Source organism: Chromohalobacter sp. (genome assembly GCF_039830575.1).
Lineage (GTDB): Bacteria > Pseudomonadota > Gammaproteobacteria > Pseudomonadales > Halomonadaceae > Chromohalobacter > Chromohalobacter israelensis.
Genome location: NZ_JBDOOX010000006.1, coordinates 111462 through 129924 on the forward strand (window position 1 = coordinate 111462; position 18463 = coordinate 129924).

Annotated in this window: 12 protein-coding genes; 10 read left to right on the plus strand and 2 right to left on the minus strand. The window is 65.1% G+C overall.

Translation table 11 applies throughout. The annotated features are described in order from the left end of the window. Positions 1 to 20 precede the first annotated feature (20 nt). Together ABGX75_RS04485 and ABGX75_RS04490 are read right to left on the minus strand one after the other, a co-directional pair. Positions 21 to 773, minus strand: coding sequence for a DUF481 domain-containing protein (locus ABGX75_RS04485; RefSeq protein WP_110061514.1), 753 nt, complete (start codon positions 771 to 773; stop codon positions 21 to 23). 94 nt (positions 774 to 867) lie between these two features. Beyond that, positions 868 to 3387 (minus strand): penicillin-binding protein 1A, encoded by a 2520-nt coding sequence (locus tag ABGX75_RS04490; RefSeq protein WP_224113865.1) that lies wholly within the window; start codon positions 3385 to 3387, stop codon positions 868 to 870. Between the two features lie 272 nt (positions 3388 to 3659). On the opposite strand from ABGX75_RS04490, the gene pilM reads away from it, so the two are divergent. The 10 genes from pilM to ABGX75_RS04540 all read left to right on the plus strand — a co-directional run bounded on the left by pilM (position 3660) and on the right by ABGX75_RS04540 (position 18461). Beyond that, on the plus strand, positions 3660 to 4730 hold the full coding sequence (pilM, locus tag ABGX75_RS04495) for a type IV pilus assembly protein PilM (protein ID WP_011505916.1): 1071 nt from the start codon (positions 3660 to 3662) through the stop codon (positions 4728 to 4730). After that, positions 4727 to 5296, plus strand: coding sequence for a PilN domain-containing protein (locus tag ABGX75_RS04500; protein WP_011505917.1), 570 nt, complete (start codon positions 4727 to 4729; stop codon positions 5294 to 5296). Before pilM ends, ABGX75_RS04500 begins: the two co-directional genes overlap by 4 nt. Beyond that, positions 5293 to 5943, plus strand: a complete 651-nt coding sequence (locus tag ABGX75_RS04505; RefSeq protein ID WP_035414524.1) for a type 4a pilus biogenesis protein PilO — start codon at positions 5293 to 5295, stop codon at positions 5941 to 5943. The genes ABGX75_RS04500 and ABGX75_RS04505 overlap by 4 nt, the downstream gene beginning before the upstream one ends. Next, the gene (locus ABGX75_RS04510; RefSeq protein ID WP_011505919.1) at positions 5936 to 6496 is read left to right on the plus strand and encodes a pilus assembly protein PilP; all 561 of its coding nucleotides are present in this window, start codon (positions 5936 to 5938) and stop codon (positions 6494 to 6496) included. Before ABGX75_RS04505 ends, ABGX75_RS04510 begins: the two co-directional genes overlap by 8 nt. 79 nt (positions 6497 to 6575) lie before the next feature. Then, the gene (locus tag ABGX75_RS04515) at positions 6576 to 8579 is read left to right on the plus strand and encodes a type IV pilus secretin PilQ family protein (protein ID WP_035414525.1); all 2004 of its coding nucleotides are present in this window, start codon (positions 6576 to 6578) and stop codon (positions 8577 to 8579) included. Further along, positions 8579 to 9121 carry a shikimate kinase AroK gene (gene aroK, locus ABGX75_RS04520; protein WP_011505921.1) on the plus strand — a complete coding sequence of 181 codons (543 nt, stop codon included), beginning with the start codon at positions 8579 to 8581 and terminating at the stop codon, positions 9119 to 9121. The genes ABGX75_RS04515 and aroK overlap by 1 nt, the downstream gene beginning before the upstream one ends. A 2-nt stretch (positions 9122 to 9123) precedes the next feature. Then, positions 9124 to 10236 carry a 3-dehydroquinate synthase gene (aroB, locus tag ABGX75_RS04525; protein WP_347410608.1) on the plus strand — a complete coding sequence of 371 codons (1113 nt, stop codon included), beginning with the start codon at positions 9124 to 9126 and terminating at the stop codon, positions 10234 to 10236. 460 nt (positions 10237 to 10696) lie between these two features. After that, positions 10697 to 15148, plus strand: coding sequence for a glutamate synthase large subunit (gltB, locus tag ABGX75_RS04530; RefSeq protein WP_347410609.1), 4452 nt, complete (start codon positions 10697 to 10699; stop codon positions 15146 to 15148). A gap of 31 nt (positions 15149 to 15179) precedes the next feature. Continuing rightward, positions 15180 to 16598 (plus strand): FAD-dependent oxidoreductase, encoded by a 1419-nt coding sequence (locus ABGX75_RS04535; RefSeq protein WP_347410610.1) that lies wholly within the window; start codon positions 15180 to 15182, stop codon positions 16596 to 16598. A 216-nt stretch (positions 16599 to 16814) separates the two neighbouring features. Next, the gene (locus ABGX75_RS04540; RefSeq protein WP_011505925.1) at positions 16815 to 18461 is read left to right on the plus strand and encodes a CTP synthase; all 1647 of its coding nucleotides are present in this window, start codon (positions 16815 to 16817) and stop codon (positions 18459 to 18461) included. The last annotated feature ends 2 nt before the right edge of the window (positions 18462 to 18463 follow it).

Consider the following 18463-nt stretch of genomic DNA (forward strand, 5'->3'; position numbering starts at 1 on the left):
TCGTTGTGGCAGTGGCGAGGTCACCAGCTGTAAAGCAGTGACATCGACGTCGTGCGATCGGTGTTGGACTCGGCGTCGTCCGGCGGATCGGTGTTGTTCTTGAGTTCAAAGGACATCTTGAGTGCCAGATGCGAGTTGAGCTGGGCGGTGAGCGACGTGATCGAGCGTGTCGTGGTGTTGCGCGTGGCGGCCTCGGTGGAGATTGCCTGCTCGAAGTAGGCGCCCTCCGACAGGTCCCAGCGATAATCCAGCGCGGCATAGGCCAGGCCGAGGTCTTCCTCCTTGCCGTCCACGTAGGCGTCGTGACGGTAGCCCGGGCCGAATTCCGTCGACAGGGTGTGGTCCGGGCCGTCGAGCCATTGGCGACCGTAACCGCCGATCGTGGTGAACTGATAGTCGTAACCGCTGAAGCGATCCTTTTCCCAGCGTCCAAAGCCGAACAGGTAATGAGGGCCTTGCAGGTCGTAGCGTTCACGCCCGGCCACGAGGTACTGCTCGGTGCTGGTTTCGTCGTTTTCCTGCACGCTGCGCGTCTCGCCGCGCAGCGTATGCGTGTGGCGTCCCGTCAGCCAGGTGAGGCGGCCCTTGGCGAGCAGCGTGCGGCTATTGCTGTTGCCGGAGAGATGCGTGTAGCCGAGCTCGGCTTCGCCGCTCATCTTGGGCGCGTCTTCCTGCGGGGCGGGAGGCGCATAGAACAGATCGGCATGCACGGGCAGTGCGGCGATGCCCAGCAACGCGCACAAGAGCCATCGCAAGTGGTGCGATACGAGCATGGTGGACTCCCTTTCAACAGGCGGTTCTCGGTCGGTGATGGGGGAGCTGGCGTGCTCATGGGGTGGCCGTGACGGCCACCCCGGGTTGCGGTCTTCAGAAGATGGCATCGTAGGTGCCGGTGCCCTGTGAACCGCTGCGATCCTCAAGCTCGGGCTGGATCGAGCGCGGCTTGTAGTCGGGCAGATTGTCCTTGCGGAAGATTTCCTGCATGCCGCCCGGTTGATCGTTGTGCAGGCGCAAGCCGGTTTCCGGGTCGATGCGCACGGCGACGACGTCGTCGGGGCGCGAGGGCATGCTTTCGGGCTGCCCGTCCAGTGCCTGGCGCATGAACGCCTTCCAGATCGGCAGGGCGGCCTGCGAGCCGTACTCGCCGGTCGTGGTGTTGTCGTCCTTGCCGACCCATACCGTGGCGACCAGGTCGTCGTTGAAGCCCGAGAACCAGGCGTCGCGCTGGTCGTTGGTCGTGCCGGTCTTGCCGACGATGTCGGGCCGGTTGAGCTCCAGCGCACCCCGGCCGGTACCCTTCTCGATGACGTCGCGCATCATGTCGCGAATGATGTACATCGTCTCGGGGTCGGCCACGCGCTTGGCGATGCGTCGAGTCTCGCCGTCGATCACGGTGGTCTGCTGGTCGGGGGCGCACTCCCGGCACGCGACCACGGGGTTGGCCTGTTCGATGACCTCGTTGTCGCTGCCCCGTGTGACCGACTGGATGTACCACGGGGCCACCTGGAAGCCGCCATTGGCGAGCACCGCGTAGGCATTGGCCATTTCCAGCGGCGTCAGCGAGGCGCTGCCCAGGGCCAGTGACAGGCCGTGGGGAAGCCGCCCCTTGGCGAAGCCGAAGTTCTCCAGGAAGCTCAGGGTATTGTCCAGCCCCAGCGACTGCAGGACCCGGATGGTCACCAGGTTGCGCGATTGATAGAGCCCGACGCGCAACCGGGTGGGGCCGCGGAATTCGCCCTCGGCGTTCTCGGGGCGCCAGTCGCCGCCCACGTCGGACATGACCACCGGCGCATCGTTGATGATCGTGGCGGCGGACATGCCGTTCTGCAGCGCGGCCAGATAGATGAACGGCTTGAAGATCGAGCCTGCCTGGCGCTGTGCCTGGATGGCGCGGTTGAACTTGCTGGCCGAGAAGCTGAAGCCGCCCTGCAGGCCGCGAATGGCACCGGTCTGCGGATCGATGATCACGATCGCGCCCTGGGCGCCGGGCACCTGGGAAAGGCGCCAGTCGCCGTCATCGGTGCGCATCACCCGGATCAGGTCGCCACGCTCGGCGATGGCGGCGGCGTTGGCGGGTACCTCGCCGCGCCACTCGGCACTGTGGTACTCGCGTGCCCAGTCGAGGCCGTCCCAGCCGATCGTCACCACGCCATCGTCGCGGGTAAGCACCTGCAGCTGGCGGTCGCCGGCTTCGACGACGATGCCCGGTTCGAGAGGGCCATGACGGGGCGTCCGGTCGAGGACCTTGACCCAGTTGCTGACGTCGCCGTCGACGCCCTCGATCGACTGCTCGCTGCTCTTGGCGGCCTGGCGGGCGGTTTTCATGACCTCGGGGGATTCGGACAGCTCTTCCTCGAGTCCCTGGGCATCCGTGTTTTCCTGGGCTTCCACCAGGCTCGAGGGAATGTCGGTTTCCTCCGGGCCGCGCCAGCCATGGCGGGTATCGTACTCGATCAGGCCGTTCACGAGGGCGCTACGCGCGAAGGTCTGCAGGCGACTGTCGATGGTCGTCTTGATCTGGAAATTGTCGGTATAGGCGTCATCGCCGAAGCGTTCCACCGCGTACTGGCGTGCCATTTCGGCGATGTACGGGGCGTTGACCTCGAACTGGGACTGCGCGCGGTGCGCGGTGATGGGCGCCTTGACGGCCGCCTGGTACTGGATCGGATCGATGAAGCCCAGCTCGCGCATGCGCAGCAGCACCCAGTTGCGGCGAATCAGCGACCGCTCGGGATTGTTCAGGGGGTTGAGCGCCGACGGGGCCTTGGGCAGGCCCGCCATCATGGCCAGCTGCGGCAGGTCGAGCTCGGCGAGTGGCTTGTCGTAGTAGCTTTCCGCGGCGGCACCGATACCGTAGGCGCCATTGCCCAGGTAGATCTTGTTGACGTAGAGCTCGAGGATGTTCTGCTTGTCGAGCACCTGTTCCATTTGCAGGGACAGCAGAATCTCGCGAATCTTGCGCGTGAATGTCTGGTCCAGCGTGAGCAGATAGTTGCGCGCCACCTGCATGGTGATGGTACTGCCACCCGACTGAATGTTGCCGCTCGTGGCAAGCTCGAGGGCCGCTCGCGCCAGTCCTTTGGGGTCGATGCCGGGATGCTCGAAGAAATGGGCGTCCTCGGCGGCCAGCAGGGCATCGATGAAGGACTGGGGGATGTCGTCGTAGCTGACCGGCGTGCGGCGTTGTTCGCCGAACTCGCCAATCAGCTTGTCGTCCTGGGTGTAGACGCGCAGCGGCGTCTGCAGCTCGAATCCCTGAAGTTGCCGGACATCGGGCAGTCCCGGCGCGAAATAGATACCGGCGCCCACGGTGGCCAGCACGCAGCCCAGTCCCAGGGAGACGATCAGCCATAGGATGGACGTTAACAAACGTTTGAAAAGCTTCATGAAAAGGCGTTTTCCGTCGTGTCGGGTGGCGGTCTGGCCGCAATGAATGGTGCAATCCTTTGCCAACGGCATTATAAGAACGCAGCCGCACGCGGGCTAGCGTTGATGCGGATCGACTGTCACGGCAGTATGCGTAATGTAACCTTATGCAGTACGGCATGCCTCATACGATAGTGTGGCATGCCAACGAAAAGCGGCATGCCCATGCGCCTGGCCGGCGGGGCAGAGAAGGGCGGCGTCGATGACCGCCACGCCGACAATATTCGCGGGGTATGACAGTGTGGCGGTTTAAAAAATCCCAGAAAGGGTTGGTAGGGGTGGATATCACCTCGGCGACCGTCAAGTTGATCGAACTCGAATCGTCGGGGGCGGGGCATCGCATCGCCAGTTACGCCGTGCGGCCGTTGCACGAGGGGGCGGTCGTGGAGCGGCGCATTCGCGACCTCGATGAAGTCGCCAATACGCTCACGCGAGCGGTGGAACACGCGCGGCCGCACTCCCGTCGTGCGGTGGCGGCGGTGCCGGCCAGCGCCGCCATCACCAAGACGCTGACCTACCCGGCAAGCTTGACCGACGATGAAATCGAGGCGCGGATCCAGCTCGAGTCCGAGCGCCATATCCCGTTTCCGCTCAACGAGGTGGCCTTCGATTTTCAGCGCCTGGGTCTCAACGCCCGCTACCCCGATCAGCAGGACATCCTGCTGGTCGCGTGCCGGCTTCAAGACGTCGACCGCCTGGCCGACGTGTTGCGTCGTGCGGGGCTCGAGCCCGCCGCGGTGGATGTGGAGACCTTCGCCATGGAGCGGGCGGCCGGTGAGTTACTGCTTGGGCAGGCGGCATCGCAGCCCGACGATGAGTGCGTGGCCCTGGTCGATATCGGCGCCAACATGAATGCGTTCCATGTGCTCATCGATGGACGCATCGCCTATACCCGCGACAACGTGCTGGGCGGGCGCCACCTGACCGAGGAGATTCGCAAGCGCTACGGCCTGAGCCTCGAGGAAGCGGGGCTGGCCAAGAAGCGCGGCGGCCTGCCCGAGGATTACGAGCTCGAGGTGCTGACGCCGTACATCGACATGCTGATTCAGCAGGTCGGGCGTTCGCTGCAGCTTTATTATACCTCGGGAAAACCCCGCGACATTCAGCGCCTGGTGCTGGCTGGCGGTTCGAGCGTGATTCCGGGGTTGCGTGAGCGGCTTGCCGCGCAAAGCGGCCTGGAGGTGGTGATGGCCAACCCGTTCAGCCGCATGCGTGTGGCATCGCGCGTCGATGTGCAGGCCCTGGCCAGCGACGCGCCGGCCATGCTCACCGCCTGCGGACTGGCCATGCGAGGGCGGCGATGAGCATCGAAATCAACCTGTTGCCGTGGCGGGAGGCGTATCGTCAACGGCGCACTCGACGCTTCTACATGGCACTGGCGATCGTTGCCGTCTCGGCACTGCTCTGCGGGTGGGGACTGTCGTACTGGTACCAGGCAGGCATCGATGCCGAGCGTGGTCGCCTGGCCCTGATCGAGCGCCGCACCCAGGCGCTCGATCAGGACATCGCGGCGGTCAAGGATTACCGCGAACTGCGCGGCCGGATGCTCGACCAGATCCAGTTGATCCGTGAACTGCAGTTCAGCCGACCGCAAACGGTACGGATCTTCGATCAGCTGGCGGCGACGCTGGTCGAGGGGGTGCATTACGACCGTCTGACCCGTAAGGGCGATCGACTCGACCTAAGCGGTGTGGCGCGTGCCAACCGTCGTGTCTCCGACCAGCTTCGCCAGCTGGCGTCGTCGCCGGTCTTCGCCACGCCTGAATTGGCCGACGTGCATGCAGTGGATGGGGTGCCGTCCTTGAAGCGTTTCAATCTGAGTGTCGAGACGCGCACGCCGCGTCGCGACGACGACGGGGAGTCGCCATGAGCCTGCGTACCCAGTGGCGACAGCTGCGCGAGGTCGAGTGGCGCGATCTCGACCTCAAGGAGGCCGGGAGCTGGCCTGCGTTATTGCAAGGATTGTGTCTGATCGTGCTGTTCGTGGCGGTCTTCTGGGTCGCTCAATGGTTTCTGGCCGCGCCGCGCCAGGCCACCCTGGATTCGCTGCAGGCACGCGAACGGACGTTGCTGGCGGAATACGAGACCCGAGCCTACCAGGCCGCCAATCTCGATCAGATGCGGACCCAGATGGCGGAGCTCGATGCGCGCATGCAGGCGTTGCTGGAAATGTTACCCAGCGATGCGGAAATCCCCGCCCTGCTGGACGACATCAGCGATGCCGCGCAGGATCACCAGCTCGTCATCGATTCGATCCGGCTGCGTGCGCCGGTGCCGCAGACGTTCTATATCGAGCAACCCTTCGACATCGAGGTGCGCGGCGGCTACCACGAGATCGCGGCATTTCTGGGCAGCGTGGCGGCGTTGCCGCGTATCGTCACGCTTCACGATTTCACGCTGACGCCGGTGAACGAGGGCGACACGCTGCGTCTATCGTTGCTGGCGCGCACCTACAGCTACCGCGAGGATGCCGATCCCAAGGCACGCGCCGGGAACCCGGAGGGCGGCGATGATTGATCAGGCGAAGCCGTGGCTGCGAGGGATGGCCCTGGTGGCGGGCCTGGCCGGGGTCGTCGCGATCGGCGGCTGTCGCGATGCCGACCTGGCCTCTCTGGAGGCGCATCTCGATGCCTTGCGGGAACGCCCCGAGGGCAATATCGATGCGCTGCCGCCCGCGCCGGTCTACCGTACGGCGCATTACACCCAGGCCGGTCAGCGCAGTCCGTTCCGCGCCACGCGCGAGTCGTCGGGGACCGAGTCGGCGACGGGGCAGGCCGGGCGTCCCGATCGCGAGCGTCCGCGCGAGCCGCTGGAGCAGTTTGCACTGGAGCGGCTCGAGCTGGTGGGCACCCTGACGGTGGCCGGCCGGCCCTCTGCGCTGATCCGGGCTCCCGACGGCCACGTCTACCGGGTGTTTCGAGGGCATTATCTGGGCACCGACTTCGGGCGCATCACGGCCATCGGCGACAGCGGCGTCGAGCTGATCGAGCGGGTGCGGGACGCTGGCGGTGGATGGCGTGAGCGGCACCGCACACTCAATTTCAACGATTCATCCCAAGCCGCCGAATAGACGCGCCGGGCAAGCACCACGTACAGGCATGTTGTCGGATAACGCCAAGAGCGGATGGGAACAGGCAGGGAGATCCATGATGATGCGAACGCTGCGAGGCTGGCTGAGCGGCTGGCTCTGGCTGGTTGGGGTGATCGTCTGCGCCCAGGGACAGGCGGCGACGCTGACGTCGCTGGACATCGCCCAGCGCGAGGATGGCGGCATCGATGCCATGCTCGGTTTCGACGGGCCGGCGCCCGAAGCGCACAGTTACCGCGGCGACGCGCCGGCGCAGGTGATCGTCGACCTGCCGGATACGGCCAGTGGGCTCGAGCAACGCACGGTCGAGGTCGGGCAGGGCGGGCTGCGCGACATCAGCGTCGTCGACGCTGCCGAACGCACGCGTCTGGTCTTCGGACTGACGTCGCCCCAGGCATATTCGGTCCAGCGCCAGGGCGATCGCCTGAGGGTGCGATTGGGCAGCGAGGCGACCCCGGATGGCGTGACGTCCATCCGCGATCTCGATTTTCGCCGAGGCGATGCCGGCGGCGGGCGGCTGGTGGTGACCCTCGATGCGCCCGGGGTGTCTCCGGAAACCTCGGTCGACGGCAATACCCTGACACTGACGTTGCCCGGCACGCGCTTGCCCGACGCATTGGATCGCATTCTCGATGTCAGCGACTTCGCCACACCGGTGTCGCGTATCGTGCCGAATCGCCAGGACGATGCCGTGACCCTGACGCTGGAGAATCGCGAGCCCTTTCAGCATCTGGTGACGCAGCGCGGTGATCGCCTGATCGTCGACGTGCAACCCCGCAACGAGCAGACCAGCGATGCCCGGGACGCCTCGCCGACCTATACCGGCGAGCCGATCAGCCTCAATTTCCAGAATATCCAGGTGCGTGAGGTGCTGTCGGTCCTGTCCGATTTCAGCGGGCTCAACATCGTGGCCAGCGATAGCGTACAGGGCAGCGTGACACTCAATCTCCAGCAGGTGCCCTGGGATCAGGCATTGGCATTGATCCTGCAGAGTCACGGGTTGGCCAGCCGCCGCAACGGCGACGTGATCGTGGTGGCGCCCGTCGATGAACTGGCGCAGATGGAACGTCAGACTCTGGAGAACCGCGCTCAATCCGAGCAGTTGGCTCCCCTGGTCACCGACTACGTGCAGGTGCGCTATGCCAAGGCCACCGATCTGGCGGCGATGCTGCGCGGCAGCGAAGGCTTCGGTCTGCTTTCCGAGCGCGGGCGCGTCACGGTCGATGAGCGCACCAATACCCTGCTGGTGCGTGATACCCGCGAGCAACTGGCCAGCATCCGCGGCATGCTCGAGCGGCTCGACGTGCCGGTGCGCCAGGTGCAGATCGAGGCGCGCATCGTCATCGCGCGCGACACGGCGTCCCGGGAACTGGGCGTCAACTGGGGCATCTCGCAGCGCCAGGGCGTCACCTTCGATGACGACGGCGTGGGCAGCGTGGTGGATCGCAACCCCAGTGGCGCCAACCGCGGCTCCGCCGGCTTGTCCGTGGACCTGGGCGACAGCGACGGCAGCGGCTCCACCTTCAGCTTCGGTTACCTTTCCGGCGATGTCCTGCTCGACCTGGAATTGCGCGCCCTGGAAAGCGAGGGCAAGAGTCAGACCATCTCTCAGCCCAAGGTGATCACCGCCAACCAGAAGACGGCGGTCATCAAGCAGGGACAGGAGATCCCCTACCAGGAGTCGACCTCGTCCGGTGCCACCAACGTGGAATTCAAGGAAGCCGTGCTGTCGCTGGAGGCCACACCGCAGATCACGCCCGACGGCAGTATCGTCATGGATCTGTTGATCAACAACGATACCGTCGCCGACAACAGCTATGATGGTGCACCTGCGATCGATACCAATTCCATCGAGACCCAGGTGCTCGTGGACGATGGTGCCACGGTGGTGCTGGGCGGCATCCTGACGTCCGAACAGCTGCGCAACCTCTACAAGACCCCGTTCCTCGGGGACTTGCCGTTGATCGGTTCGCTGTTCCGCTATACCCAGGAATCCAACGAAAAGGTAGAATTGCTGATCTTCATAACACCCACGATCATCGGAGACGGACAGGCGAATCGCTGATGCAGGGGTTGCCCACGATCATCCTCGTCGGCCCCATGGGCGCGGGGAAAAGCACGATTGGCCGTTTGCTGGCGGCCGAACTCCAGCGCGAGTTCTTCGATAGCGATCACGAGATCGAAGCGCGCTGCGGGGCGAATATCGCCTGGATCTTCGATGTCGAAGGCGAGGCCGGTTTTCGCGATCGCGAAACGGCCATGCTGCGCGAGCTGGCGAGCCTCGATGCCGTCGTGCTGGCCACCGGGGGCGGTGCGGTGATGCGTGAAGACAATCGCCAGGCGCTGCGCGAGCGCGGCACGGTGGTGTACCTGGCGACCTCCGTCGAGCAGCAGATTCGGCGCACCGCGCGCGATCGCAACCGGCCGCTGCTCCGTCAGGGCAATCCCGAGCAGGTGTTGCGCGACCTGTTCGCCAAGCGCGATCCGCTTTACCGGGCCACCGCCGATCTGGTGGTGCGGACCGATCGACGCGGTCCGCGGGCGGTGGTCAACGAGATCATTCGCCGCACCAAGCGTTTGTCCGATCCACTCGACCTCAAGGCTTGATCATGACCGCTTCGACCGCCTCGCCGTCCCAATGCCTGCACGTCGAACTCGACGCGCGGCGCTACCCCATCCATGTGGGGCCTGGTCTGCTCGACGACCCGGCCATGCTGGTGCCATATCTTGCCGGCCGGCAGGTGATGATCGTCACCAACGAAACGGTGGCGCCGCGCTATCTCGAACGTCTCAAGCGAGCGCTGGGCGGTGATGATCGCGACGTGCGCGAGATCGTGCTGCCCGATGGCGAGCACACCAAGACGCTGGCCAGCGTGGAGCGTATCTGGGATGCGCTGCTCGCCGCCGGCTTCAACCGTCGCTGTACCCTGGTGGCGCTCGGTGGCGGCGTGATCGGCGACATGGCAGGCTTCGCCGCGGCGTGCTATCAGCGCGGCGTGGCTTTCGTGCAGGTTCCCTCCACGCTGTTGTCGCAGGTGGATTCTTCGGTGGGCGGCAAGACCGGCGTCAATCATCCGCGCGGCAAGAACATGATCGGTGCCTTCTGGCAGCCCCGCGCGGTGGTGATCGATACCCAGACGCTCACCACGCTGCCGTCCCGCGAGCTGTCCGCGGGGCTCGCCGAGGTGATCAAGTACGGCCTGATCCACGATATCGAGTTCCTGGCCTGGCTGGAATCGCGCATGACGGCGCTGCGGGCGCTCGACGCCGAAGCGCTCACCGAGGCGATTCTGCGCAGCTGCGCGATCAAGGCGGAGATCGTCGCCGCCGACGAAACCGAGCAGGGGCAGCGGGCGTTGCTCAACCTCGGGCATACCTTCGGGCACGCCATCGAGGCACACCAGGGCTATGGCAACTGGCTGCATGGCGAAGCCGTGGGGGCGGGGATGGCGATGGCCGCCGAACTCTCGCGGCGTCTCGGTTGGCTCGACGACGCCGAGGTGGCGCGCGTCGAAGCGCTCATCGTCCACGCCGGTCTGCCGGTGACGGCCCCCGCCGCCATGAGCGGTGACGACTTTCTTGCCACCATGCGGCTGGACAAGAAAAACATCGACGCACGCTTGCGTCTGGTGTTGCTGTCGCGACTCGGCGAGGCCTGCATCCACGACACGACGCCGCCCGACATGCTCGATGCGCTGCTCGCGGACTTCCCCCGCCGCTGACGACGCTCGGCCTCACCCGGTCCCGACACGACGCCTGCCGCTCCGGCAGGCGTTTTTGGTTGTGTCACGGTCCCCGCATGCGGATTTGTGCGCTGGCGAATTTCGCGCGACAATATTTCCGTATCGGCATGCCTCATGCGTAATCGGCATGGGGTGGCGTAGCAAATTAGACTAAAGTCGATGTTTTTCGACGTGTCGAGGTGCTGCCGTCTAACGCGTTGACATATCAGGGGTTTTGGCAGGAAGGAATAGCTAACTCCGCGATTTTGCGCAGATTTGTGGCGTTGCGGCAGGCAGTGGAATTGCTTGAACAGGGGCCAGGGGCTATGCTGGTCGGCCTTTTTCACGTCCGATGCGCCATCGATTGACGTGCTTTTCGACCCTCAAAAATAAAAGCCAACCGGAAAGCATAACACGAATATTTCTGGACACAAGTTTCAAAAAATTGTGAGGCACGCCCATGATGAGAGGCCTTCACCAGCCTGGCGAGTTCCGTGACAACTGCGGCTTTGGTCTGATCGCCCACATGGAAGGGCAGGCGAGTCATGACCTGCTCAAGACCGCGATCGAATCCCTGACCTGCATGACCCACCGCGGCGGTATCGCCGCCGACGGCAAGACCGGCGACGGCTGCGGCCTGCTGTTCAAGATGCCCACCGACTTCATGCGGGCCGTGGCCCGCGAGGAACTGGCGGTCGAGCTTGGCGAGCGGTTCGCGGTGGGGTGCCTGTTCCTGCCTGACGACGATGCCCGCGAGGCGCGGGCCCGCGAGGTGCTCGAGACCCAGTTGCGCGAGCGTGACCTGCGCGTGAGCGGCTGGCGCGACGTGCCCACCGACGCGTCGGTCTGCGGGCCCATGGCGCTGGAATGCCTGCCCCGGATTCGGCAGGTCTTCGTCGAGGCGGAAGACGCACGCGACACCCAGGCGTTCAACGTCGATCTGTTCATGGCGCGTCGGTATGCCGAGCAGGCGCTCAAGGACGAAGACGACTTCTATATTTGTTCGCTGTCCAGCGAGGTGGTGTCCTACAAGGGACTGATGATGCCCGCGGACCTGCCGACCTTTTACCGTGACCTGGGCGATGAGCGGCTGCACACGGCGATCTGCGTGTTTCACCAGCGCTTCTCCACCAATACCGCGCCGCGCTGGCCCCTGGCGCAGCCCTTTCGGTTCATGGCCCACAACGGCGAGATCAACACCATCGAGGCCAACCGCGGCTGGGCCAATGCGCGCAAGGAAAACTTCCTGTCGCCGTTGCTGCCGGAAATCACCGAGCTCGACGAGATCGTCAACACCTCGGGCTCCGACTCCTCCAGCATGGACAACATGCTCGAGGTGTTGTTGACCGGAGGCATGGACCTTTACAACGCCGTGCGCATGATGGTGCCGCCGGCGTGGCAGAACGTCGAAACCATGGATGGCGATCTGCGCGCCTTCTATGAATACAACTCCATGCACATGGAACCCTGGGACGGCCCCGCCGGCCTGGTGATGACCGATGGCCGTCACGCGGTGTGCATGCTCGACCGCAACGGGCTGCGCCCGGCACGCTGGGTGATCACCGAGAACGGCTACATCACCCTGTCGTCCGAGATCGGCGTCTATGACTACAAGCCCGAGGATGTCGTCGCCAAGGGGCGCGTGGGCCCGGGGCAGATCCTCGCCGTGGACACCCAGACCGGCGAGGTGCTGCACACGCCCGACGTCGACGAGCGCCTGCGTTCGGCGTATCCCTACCGGCGCTGGCTCAAGGAGCACGCGCACTATCTCGAATCGGCGCTGACCGAACTGGCGCGCTTCCAGCCCATGGCGCGCGATGAACTCAACGTCTACCAGAAGATGTTCCAGGTGACGTTCGAGGAGCGCGATCAGCTGTTGCGCCCCTTGGCCGAGGGCGGCCAGGAGGCGGTGGGCTCGATGGGCGACGACACGCCCATGGCGGTACTCTCGCGCCACGGGCGTTTGCTGACCGATTACTTCCGGCAGAAGTTCGCCCAGGTCACCAATCCGGCGATCGATCCGCTGCGCGAAGCCATCGTGATGTCGCTGGAGACCTGCTGCGGTGCCGAGCTGAATGTCTTCGAGGCGACGCCCGAGCATGCGCATCGCCTGATTCTGACCACGCCGGTGCTGTCGCCTCGCAAGTTCACCGCGCTGGTGACCCAGGACGACCCGGCGTTCGCCAGCCACACGCTGAGCCTGGGCTACGACCCCGAGCGGGATACGCTCAAGCAGGCCTTGCTCGCCCTGTGCCAGCGGGCCGAGGATGCCGCCCGCGACGGCAAGGTGATCCTGGTACTGTCGGATGCCGACCTGGCCCGCGGCAAGCTGCCGGTCCATCCGGCGCTGGCGGTGGGGGCGATTCATCATCACCTGGGGCGCAAGGCGCTGCGGCCGCGGGTCAACCTGGTGGTGGAAACCGGCTACGCGCGTGACGCTCATCAGATGGCGGTGCTGTTCGGCGTGGGGGCCACGGCGGTCTATCCGTACCTGGCCTACCAGGTCATGGCGGACATGCATAACACCGGCGAGTTGACCGGCAACCCGGCGGATGCCCGCGAGAACTACCGCAAGGGTCTGCAGAAAGGGCTCTACAAGATCCTCTCCAAGATGGGGATCTCGACGCTGGCATCGTACCGCGGGTCGCAGTTGTTCGAGGCCGTGGGGCTGTCCTCCGAGGTCATGGACATGTGCTTTGCCGGCATGGCCTCGCGCATCGAGGGCACCGGCTTCGCCGAGCTGCAGCTCCAGCAGGAATTGCTGGCCCGCGAGGCATGGATTCCCCGCAAGGGCATCCGTCAGGGCGGTCTGGTGAAGTACGTGCACGACCATGAATACCACGCCTACAACCCCGACGTGGTCATGCAATTGCAAAGTGCGGTGCAGAGCGGCGACTACGCCAAGTGGAAGCAGTTCGCGAAGACCGTCAACGAGCGGTCGGTGGCTACCATTCGCGATCTGCTGGCGCTCAAGCCGGCTCCCGAGCCGCTGCCGCTCGACGAGGTGGAACCGGTCGAGAACCTGCTGCCGCGCTTCGACAGCGCCGGCATGTCGCTGGGGGCGTTGTCGCCGGAGGCCCATGAGGCACTGGCGCAGGCCATGAACGAGACCGGCGGGCGTTCCAATTCCGGGGAGGGCGGCGAGGCCCCGGCCCGCTACGGCACCATTCGCTCCTCCAAGATCAAGCAGATCGCGTCCGGGCGTTTCGGCGTGACGCCGGCCTACCTGGTCAATGCCGAGGTGCTGCAGATCAAGGTCGCGCAGGGCGCCAAGCCCGGCGAAGGCGGCCAGTTGCCCGGCGGCAAGGTCAACGAACTGATCGCGCGGTTGCGCTACGCCGTGCCGGGCGTGACGCTGATCTCGCCGCCGCCGCATCACGACATCTATTCCATCGAGGATCTGGCCCAGCTGATCTTCGACCTCAAGCAGGTCAATCCGGATGCCCAGGTGTCGGTGAAGCTGGTTTCCGAGCCCGGCATCGGCACCATCGCTACCGGCGTGGCCAAGGCCTACGCCGACTTGATCACCGTCTCCGGCTACGATGGCGGTACCGCGGCGAGCCCGCTGACCTCGATCAAGCATGCCGGCTCCCCGTGGGAGCTGGGGCTGCCCGAAGTGCATCAGGCGCTGCGCATCAACAGCCTGCGCGACAAGATTCGTCTGCAGACCGACGGCGGCCTCAAGACCGGCCTCGATGTGGTCAAGGCGGCGATTCTCGGCGCCGAGAGCTTCGGCTTCGGCACCGCGCCGATGGTGGCGCTGGGCTGCAAGTATCTGCGCATCTGCCACCTCAACAACTGCGCCACCGGCGTCGCGACCCAGCATCAGCATCTGCGCGACGAGCATTTCCGCGGCACCGTGGACATGGTCAAGCACTACTTCCGCTTCATCGCCGAGGAAGTGCGCGAGCTGATGGCGCTGCTGGGCGTGCGCCAGTTGACCGACCTGATCGGCCGCACCGACCTGCTCGAGATTCTCGAGGGCGAGACGGCGTCGCAGCGCAAGCTCGACTTGATGCCGCTGTTGCAGAACGACCACGTGCCCGAAGGGGCGCCGCAGTTCTGCCAGGTCGGTCGCAACGAGCCGCACGACCCCGGCGCCAAGAACCAGGAGGTGCTGGAGGCCTTGCTGCCGGCCATCGAGGCCAAGTCGGGCGGTGAGTTCAGCTTCCGGATCACCAACTGCGACCGCAGCGTGGGTGCCCGGGCATCCGGCGAGATCGCCAAGCGCTACGGCGAGGCGGGACTCGAGGAGGCGCCGATCACCGCGCGCTTCACCGGCGTGGCCGGGCAGAGTTTCGGCGTGTGGAACGCACGCGGGCTGCAGCTCTATCTCGAGGGCGATGCCAACGATTACGTCGGCAAGGGCATGAACGGTGGCAAGGTAGTCATCGTGCCGCCTCGCGAGAGCCGCTTCGAAAGCCACAAGACGGCGATCATCGGCAATACCTGCCTGTACGGCGCGACCGGCGGCAAGCTGTTCGCCTCGGGCACGGCGGGCGAGCGCTTCGCGGTACGCAACTCCGGGGTACACGCGGTCATCGAAGGCGCCGGCGATCACTGCTGCGAATACATGACCGGCGGCCTGGTCGCGGTGCTCGGCGAGACCGGCATCAACTTCGGAGCGGGCATGACCGGCGGGTTCGCGTACGTGCTCGACGAAGATCGCACCTTCGTCGACAAGTACAACCACGAGTTGGTCGAGATTCATCGTATCAATACCGAGGTCATGGAAGCCTATCGGCGCCACCTGCGGGAGATGATCGAGGAATACGTCGCCGAAACCGGCTCCGTGCGGGGCCAGACGATCCTCGAGGACTTTTCCGGTTTCATCCGCCATTTCTGGCTGGTGAAGCCCAAGGCGGCGAGCCTCAACGGCCTGCTGGCCGAATCCCGTCGGCGGCCCGAATGAGCCGGACTTCCAGGTACCAGGAGAGACGATCATGGCAAACCGTCTGAATAACGATTTCCAGTTCATCGATGTCGGCCGTCAGGACCCGGAGAAGAAGCAAGCGCGTGCCCGCGCCCGCGAATTCGCCGAGATCTACGAGCCCTACAAGCCCAGCGAGGCGGCCAGCCAGGCGCATCGCTGCCTGCACTGCGGCAATCCGTACTGCGAGTGGAAGTGCCCGGTGCACAACTACATTCCCAACTGGCTCAAGCTGGTCAGCGAGGGCAACATCCTGGAAGCGGCGGAGATGTCTCACCGCACCAACTCGCTGCCCGAGGTCTGCGGGCGGGTGTGCCCTCAGGACCGTCTCTGCGAGGGCGACTGCACGCTCAACGACGGTTTCGGTGCGGTCACCATCGGTTCGGTGGAGAAATACATCACCGACACGGCCTTCGCCATGGGGTGGCGGCCGGACATGTCCAAGGTCGAGTGGACCGACAAGCGCGTCGCGGTGATCGGTGCCGGCCCGGCAGGGCTGGGGTGCGCCGACATTCTGGTGCGCAACGGCGTCAAGCCGGTGGTATTCGACAAGCACCCCGAGATCGGCGGATTGCTGACCTTCGGGATTCCCGAATTCAAGCTCGAGAAGCACGTCATGAAGCGCCGCCGCGCGGTGTTCGAGGAGATGGGCGTCGAGTTCCGCCTGGGCGTGGAGATCGGGCGCGACGTCACCCATGACGCGCTGCTCGACGAGTTCGATGCCGTCTTCATGGGCATGGGCACCTACAAGTACATGGAAGGCGGTTTTCCCGGGGAGGACCTGCCCGGTGTGCACAAGGCGCTGGATTTCCTGATCGCCAACGTCAATCACTGCCTGGGCTTCGAGACGAATCCCGACGACTACGTCTCGCTCGAGGGCAAGCGCGTCGTGGTCCTGGGCGGCGGCGATACGGCGATGGACTGCAACCGCACCTCGATTCGTCAGGGCGCGACCAGCGTGACCTGTGCCTACCGCCGCGACGAGGAGAACATGCCGGGCTCCAAGCGCGAGGTGGCCAACGCCCGCGAAGAGGGTGTGGAGTTCCTGTTCAATCGTCAGCCGGTGGCCATCGTCGGCGAAGACAAGGTCGAAGGCGTCAAGCTGGTGCGCACGCGGCTCGGCGAGCCGGATGCCAACGGCCGTCAGCGGCCCGAGGTGGTGCCGGGTTCGGAGGAAGTGTTCGCGGCCGACGCCGTGATCATCGCCTTCGGCTTCCAGCCCAGCCCCGCCGACTGGTTCGACACGGTGGGCATCGACCTCGACGAGCGCGGGCGCGTCAAGGCGCCGGCCCGGGCAAGTTTCGCCTTCCAGACCAGCCATGAAAAGATCTTCGCCGGTGGCGACATGGTGCGTGGCTCCGACCTGGTGGTCACCGCGGTCTATGAAGGCCGCCAGGCGGGCGAGGGCATCCTCGACTACCTCGGCGTCTGAGTCTCGAGCTTCGGGTGTCGGGCAGGACAGAGACATCATCCTGCCCGCAGCCCGCAGCCCGCAGCCCGCAGCCCGCAGCCCGCAGCCCGCAGCCCGCAGCCCGCAGCCCGCAGCCCGCAGCTGAAATTGAGCGCCCCGCGGTATTCTGCTATTCTGGCGTCCCATCCAGGCCCGGTTCTCTCCACGGCCTTCAGATCACGTTTCGACAGGTTTTCCATGACGCGATATATCTTCGTGACCGGCGGCGTTGTGTCCTCTCTCGGCAAGGGCATCGCCTCCGCTTCCCTCGCGGCGATCCTCGAGGCGCGCGGCCTCAAGGTCACCATCCTCAAGCTGGACCCCTACATCAATGTCGATCCGGGCACGATGAGCCCGTTCCAGCACGGCGAGGTATTCGTCACCGAAGATGGCGCCGAAACCGACCTCGACCTGGGGCATTACGAGCGCTTCATCCGCACCAAGATGACCCAGGGCAACAACTTCACCACCGGGCGCGTCTACGAGCACGTGCTGCGCAAGGAGCGCCGCGGTGATTATCTCGGCGGCACCGTGCAGGTGATTCCGCACATTACCGACGAAATCAAGCGCCGGGTCTACGAAGGCGGCGACGGCTTCGACGTCGCGCTGGTGGAAATCGGTGGCACGGTGGGCGACATCGAATCGCTGCCGTTTCTCGAGGCGACGCGTCAGATCCGCAGCGAGAAGGGCGCCAACCAGGCGATCTTCATGCATCTCACGCTGGTGCCCTACATCAAGACCGCCGGCGAGACCAAGACCAAGCCGACCCAGCATAGCGTCAAGGAACTGCGCTCGATCGGCATCCAGCCGGACATCCTGATCTGCCGCAGCGAGGTCGAGCTCGAGGAGAGCGAGCGGCGCAAGATCGCGCTGTTCACCAATGTCGAGGAGCGCGCCGTGGTCCCGCTGCAGGATGCCGATACCATCTATCGCATTCCGCTGATGCTGCACGAGCACGGACTGGACGACATCATCTGCGACAAGCTGCGTATCGAGGCCGACGAGGTCGACCTCGCCGAGTGGGTGCGGGTGCTGGATGCCAAGCTGAATCCGCTGAAGTCGGTCAACATCGCCATGGTCGGCAAGTACATGGAGCTGCTCGACGCCTACAAGTCGCTCAACGAGGCGTTGATCCATGCCGGTATCCAGGGACGGGTCAAGGTCAACATCGACTACATCGACTCCGAGGACATCGAGCATCACGGCACCGAACGCCTGGCCGGCAAGGATGCCATCCTGGTACCCGGCGGCTTCGGTGAGCGTGGTGTGGAAGGCAAGATCGCCACCGCGCGTTATGCCCGCGAGAACGGCGTGCCCTATCTGGGCATCTGCCTGGGCATGCAGGTGGCGGTCATCGAATATGCCCGTCATGTCGCGGGCTGGGCGGATGCCAATTCCACCGAGTTCACTCATGATACCCAGCATCCGGTGGTGGGCCTGATCACCGAGTGGGTCAACGCCGAAGGCAAGATCGAGCTGCGCGATGCCGCCTCGGATCTGGGGGGCACCATGCGTCTCGGTGGCCAGGTGTGCCATCTCAAGCCGGGCACGCGGGCACACGAGGCTTATGGCCTGGACGAGATCACCGAGCGCCACCGGCATCGCTTCGAGGTCAACAATCAGTTCGTCGAGGCGCTCGAATCCGCCGGACTGGTGATCTCGGGCAAGAGCGCCGATCATTCGCTGGTCGAGATGATCGAGTTGCCGGAGCATCCCTGGTACGTGGCCTGTCAGTTCCACCCGGAATTCACGTCCACGCCGCGTGATGGACACCCGCTGTTTTCCGGCTTCGTCAATGCCGCGCTGGCGTACAAGGCCGCGCGTGCCCGTGCACAGCAGAGCTGAGG